The following is a 4,430-nucleotide window of genomic DNA, read 5'->3' on the forward strand; positions in this document are numbered from 1 at the left end:
CGCCGCCACCTCGGTACGCAAACTGATGACCGCGCATGACAAGCGCGCGCGGCTGTGGGCGAATGCGCGCCAGTTGCATGGCGGGCTGAGGGCGCTTGGTTTCCGGCTCGGCACCGACGCCCCGGACTCGGCGATCGTGGCGGTAATCCTCGACGATCAGGGGCAGGCGGTGATGATGTGGCAGGCGTTGCTGGACAATGGCCTGTACGTCAACGTCGCGCGCCCGCCGGCGACCCCCGCGGGCATGTTCCTGCTTCGCTGTTCCCTGTGCGCGGAGCATGACAGCGCCCAACTCGAACAGGTGATCGCGACCTTCGCCGACGCCGGGCGCGCCTGCGGCGCGATCGACTGACGCGGGCTTCCCCGCGCCGCATCTTGTCGTTACACCGGCAGGCGTGAGCGGGATGGAGGGCGCGGGCGCCCCGCGGGGGCTGGCATGGGCCTGGCGGTCCATCACCCTGTCGGTGTTGACACTGGCGGGGGTGATGGTGTTCGCCGCCTTGATCGTCACGCTCGGCGAGGCGAATTACCAGCGTGACCGCGCGTTGGCGGCGCAGCGCCACAGCTATGACGTGATGATCCTGGCGCGGACGCTGCAGGGCACGATCGCTCGATCGGAGGCGTCGCTGGGACGCTATGTGATCTCGGGTGACCAGCAGCTGGGGCGGCTTTATTACGAGGATTGGCGCCGCGCCGACGAAACGATCACGCGGCTGGAAAAGCTTACCCGCGATGATGCGGTTCAGTCCCGCCATCTGCGCGACCTGCGGGTCGCGTTCGAGGCGCGCGGCAACGAGCTTGCGCTGACCGCGCTCAACACCAATTACGGCCGCAACAGCCAGGCGCTCTCACGCTATTACCAGAATCGTCAGGGTGCGTCGCTGGCGACGATCAACGCCGTCCTGACCGCGCTGATCTCGGACGAGCGTGATCAACTGGAAGCGCGCACGACGCAGGCGATGACGTCGGTGAAACGATCGACGACGATCGCCAAGGTGCTGGCGGTATTCGGCATCATCCTGGTGCTGGGCGCGATCGCGATGGGATGGTTGACATTGCGCGCGCTGACCGACCGCGCGCTGGCCCGCGCCGAAGCGGATACCGAACGCCGCCGCGCCGACGATCTGGCAGCGGCGGTGGCAAAGGCCACTGCCGAACTTCGTATCCAAGAAGCCCGGCTGCGACAGGTGCAGAAGATGGAAGCGGTCGGCAAGCTGACCGGGGGCATCGCGCACGATTTCAACAATATGTTGTCGGTGGTGCTGGGCGGGCTGGAGCTGGCGCGGCGGCACGCGAAGGGCCATGCGCCGGAGCTGCTGCGGCACCTCGACAGCGCGCATGATGGCGCACGGCGCGCAGCCGCGCTGACCGGGCGGCTGCTGTCGTTCGCCCGCGAAACCGCGATCAATCCCGAACTGATCGGTGCCGAGGCGCTGTTCGGTGACCTGGCCGACCTGCTTCAACGCACGCTGGGCGACGGCATCACCGTCGCCTTCCGCGATTCCAGCCATGGCTGGCGGACGCGCGTCGACCGAGGCCAGCTGGAGAACGCGCTGGTCAATCTGGCGGTCAATGCGCGCGACGCGATGGATGGGCGCGGCCATCTCACGCTGGTGGCGGGTCGCGCCACGCTGGTCGACGATCGCGCGACAGGGCGCGCGGCGGGCGACTTCCTCACGCTGGCGGTATCCGACGACGGCTGCGGCATAGCCCCCGACGTGCTGGAACGGGTGTTCGAGCCGTTCTTTACCACCAAGCCGGTCGGCAAGGGCACCGGGCTGGGCCTCAGCCAGATCTTCTCCTTCGCGCGGCAGGCTGGCGGCGACGTGACGATCACCTCCACGCCCGGTGACGGCACGACGGTGACGCTGTTCCTCCCGCGCGAGACGAATACCGCGACGCAGGGCGCCTCGCAGGCACCGGCGATCACGCCCGTGGCGTTGACGCCACAGGTCGCGCATACCCACGGGCGCTCGATCCTGGTGGTCGAGGATGATCCGCGCGTGTTGACCGCGACAATGGCCGCGCTGACAGAGCTTGGCCATTTCCCGGTCGCCTGCGACGATCCGGTGCGCGCTGCGGCGATGCTGGCGGCGATGCCCGCGGCGGACCTGATCCTGTCCGACGTGCTGATGCCCACACTGAACGGCCCCGAATGGATCGCCGCGCTGCCGCCGCACCTCGCCACCGTGCCGGTGCTGTTCGTCACCGGCTTCGCGGGCGAAGTCGGCGCGATCGACCTGCGCGGCCATCCCGTGCTGCGCAAGCCGTTCACCCTGGCCGCGCTCGATCGCGCGCTCACCGCCGCGATCGCTCGCGTCGCCGAGCAGCCCGCCCCCGCAAGCTCCGCCGCCGCCTGAACGAAATCGGCTGCTGACGCCGCGAATTTGCGTGCGTATAGCCGAAGCGCCCGCCCCGCGCGGGGATCGTCCCACGGAAGAAGGCCGCGCACCGCTCTCCATGCCCTCGCTCTCGCTGCCTTCAATCGATCGTTACATGGCGCGACTGATCGCGCTGCCGTTGTTCGCCACGCTGCTGATCGCGTCGATGCTGCTGATCCTCGACCGGATCGGGCGGCTGTTCGATTTCGTGCTGACCGAGGGCGGCCCGGTCAATGTCGTGTGGAAGATGCTGGCGAATCTGCTGCCCGAATATCTTGGCCTCGGTATCCCGATCGGGCTGATGCTGGGCATCCTGCTCGCCTTCCGGCGGCTGGCGACATCCAGCGAGCTGGATGTGATGCGCGGCGTGGGGATGAGCTATGCGCGGCTGTTGCGGGTGCCGTATCTGTTCGCGATCGTCCTGGCGGCGCTGAACATCGCGATCGTCGGTTATGTTCAGCCCAAGGCGCGGTACGCCTACGAGCAATTGCGTTTCGAGCTGCGCACCGGGGCGCTGGGCGCGTCGATCAAGGTCGGCGAGTTCGCGCATCTGGGCGATCGGATGACGATGCGGATCGAGCGGAGCCAGGACGGCGGGAAGCGCCTGTCTGGCATTTTCGTCCATGCGCAGACGCCGCAGGGCGACTGGGTCGGCGTCACCGCGGAGACCGGCCAGTTCCTGGCCACCGACGATCCCAATGTGATCATCTTCCGCCTGACCAACGGCACGCTGATCCACAATCGCAGCGACTTCGCGACGCCGCGCACCTTGACCTTCACCGCGCACGACCTGCCGATCAACCTGCCCAAGTTCGAGAGCTTCCGCACCCGGGGCGGGGAAAACCTGGAATATACGTTGCCGGAACTGGCGCAACTGGGCCATGCGCGGGGCGCGAGCCAGCAATTGCGCAACGCCAGTCGTGCCGAATTCCACTTCCGTGTCGCGGAGGTGGCGTCGATGTTCCTGCTGCCGCTGCTCGCGGTCGCGCTGGGCGTGCCGCCGAAAAGATCGACCTCCGCGCTCGGCGTCTTCCTGTCGATCGTGATGGTCGTCACCTATCACAAGGTGAACCAATATGCGGCCTCGCTGGGTGAGATGGGTACGGTCGATCCATTGATCGCCCTGTGGGTGCCGTTCGTGCTGTTCGCGGCGATCATCGTGTGGATGTACTATACCATCGCCTATATCCCCGGCGGCCAGCCGATCGGGGCGCTGGAGCGTTTCTTCGGCAAGGGGTGGAAGCTGGTGGTGCGCTATCTTCCCGGCCGGACGCGCAGGGAGGCGCGGGCATGACGAGCTTCTTCCCCTCGCGCACCGCCGCGCTGTACATGGCGCGGCTGTTCCTGACCCGTACCTTCGGCATCCTGTTCGGGCTGGTGCTCGTGCTGCAGACGCTTGATCTGTTGAGCGAGAGCGGCCGGATTCTGGCCACCGCGGGCAACACCGATGCCGATGTATGGCATTATGTATCGCTGCGCGCGCCGCAGATCATTTCCACCTTCCTGCCCTTTTCCGTGCTGCTGGGCACGATCCTGACGCTGATCACGATGAACGCCAACAGCGAGGTGATCGCATTGAAGGCCGGTGGCCTTTCGGCACATCAGGTGCTGGCGCCGCTGGTCACCGCCAGCCTGGCGGTGGCGGTCATCACCTTCTTCTTCAATGATTATATCGTCAGCAGCGCCACCGCGGAGCTGAGCGCGTGGCAGAAGGTCGATTACGGCCCCCTGCCGCTTGACCGGGGTGATCGGTCGAACGTCTGGGTGCGCTCCGGCAACGATCTGATTCAGGCGGATCGTATCGCCGGGCGGGGCAATGCGGCGCGGCTGGGCGGCGTCACCTTGTATCAGCGTAACGCCGATGGCGGGCTGCGCGGGCTGGTCGCCGCCCCCAATGGCGTGCGCGACGGTGACGGTTGGAAGATCTGGCCGGCGAAGCGTTTCGACGTGGCGAGCGGCCGGGTGACGCAACTCGGCGCGACGGTCATCGGTCGCGGCGTCACCCCCGATCAGTTTACGATGTCGAGTGTCGATGGCGACGCGCTGTCG

At 67.1% G+C, this 4,430-nt stretch carries 4 protein-coding genes; all 4 read left to right on the top strand.

Annotated elements, in window-relative coordinates; all coding sequences use genetic code 11:
• Positions 1–352: aminotransferase class I/II-fold pyridoxal phosphate-dependent enzyme (locus ACFDSW_RS15585; protein WP_375251183.1), on the top strand; the 352-nt coding region annotated here is incomplete at its 5' end.
• Positions 353–404: 52 nt separating this feature from the next.
• Positions 405–2,360, top strand: a complete 1,956-nt coding sequence (locus ACFDSW_RS15590; RefSeq protein WP_375251186.1) for an ATP-binding protein — start codon at positions 405–407, stop codon at positions 2,358–2,360.
• A 136-nt stretch (positions 2,361–2,496) separates the two neighbouring features.
• A complete protein-coding gene (gene lptF, locus ACFDSW_RS15595; protein ID WP_375251184.1) occupies positions 2,497–3,675 on the top strand; it encodes an LPS export ABC transporter permease LptF in 1,179 nt (392 codons plus the stop codon).
• A partial coding sequence (locus tag ACFDSW_RS15600; RefSeq protein WP_375251185.1) for an LptF/LptG family permease occupies positions 3,672–4,430 on the top strand: 759 nt, incomplete at its 3' end. The genes lptF and ACFDSW_RS15600, both read left to right, overlap by 4 nt.

This window comes from Sphingomonas sp. (assembly GCF_042091075.1).
Classification (GTDB): domain Bacteria; phylum Pseudomonadota; class Alphaproteobacteria; order Sphingomonadales; family Sphingomonadaceae; genus Sphingomonas.

Excerpts from the sequence above, each read along its gene's own strand:
- lptF (WP_375251184.1), top strand. The coding sequence starts at position 2,497 with ATGGCGCGACTGATCGCGCTGCCGTTGTTCGCCACGCTGCTGATCGCG.
- ACFDSW_RS15590 (WP_375251186.1), top strand. The coding sequence starts at position 405 with ATGGAGGGCGCGGGCGCCCCGCGGGGGCTGGCATGGGCCTGGCGGTCC.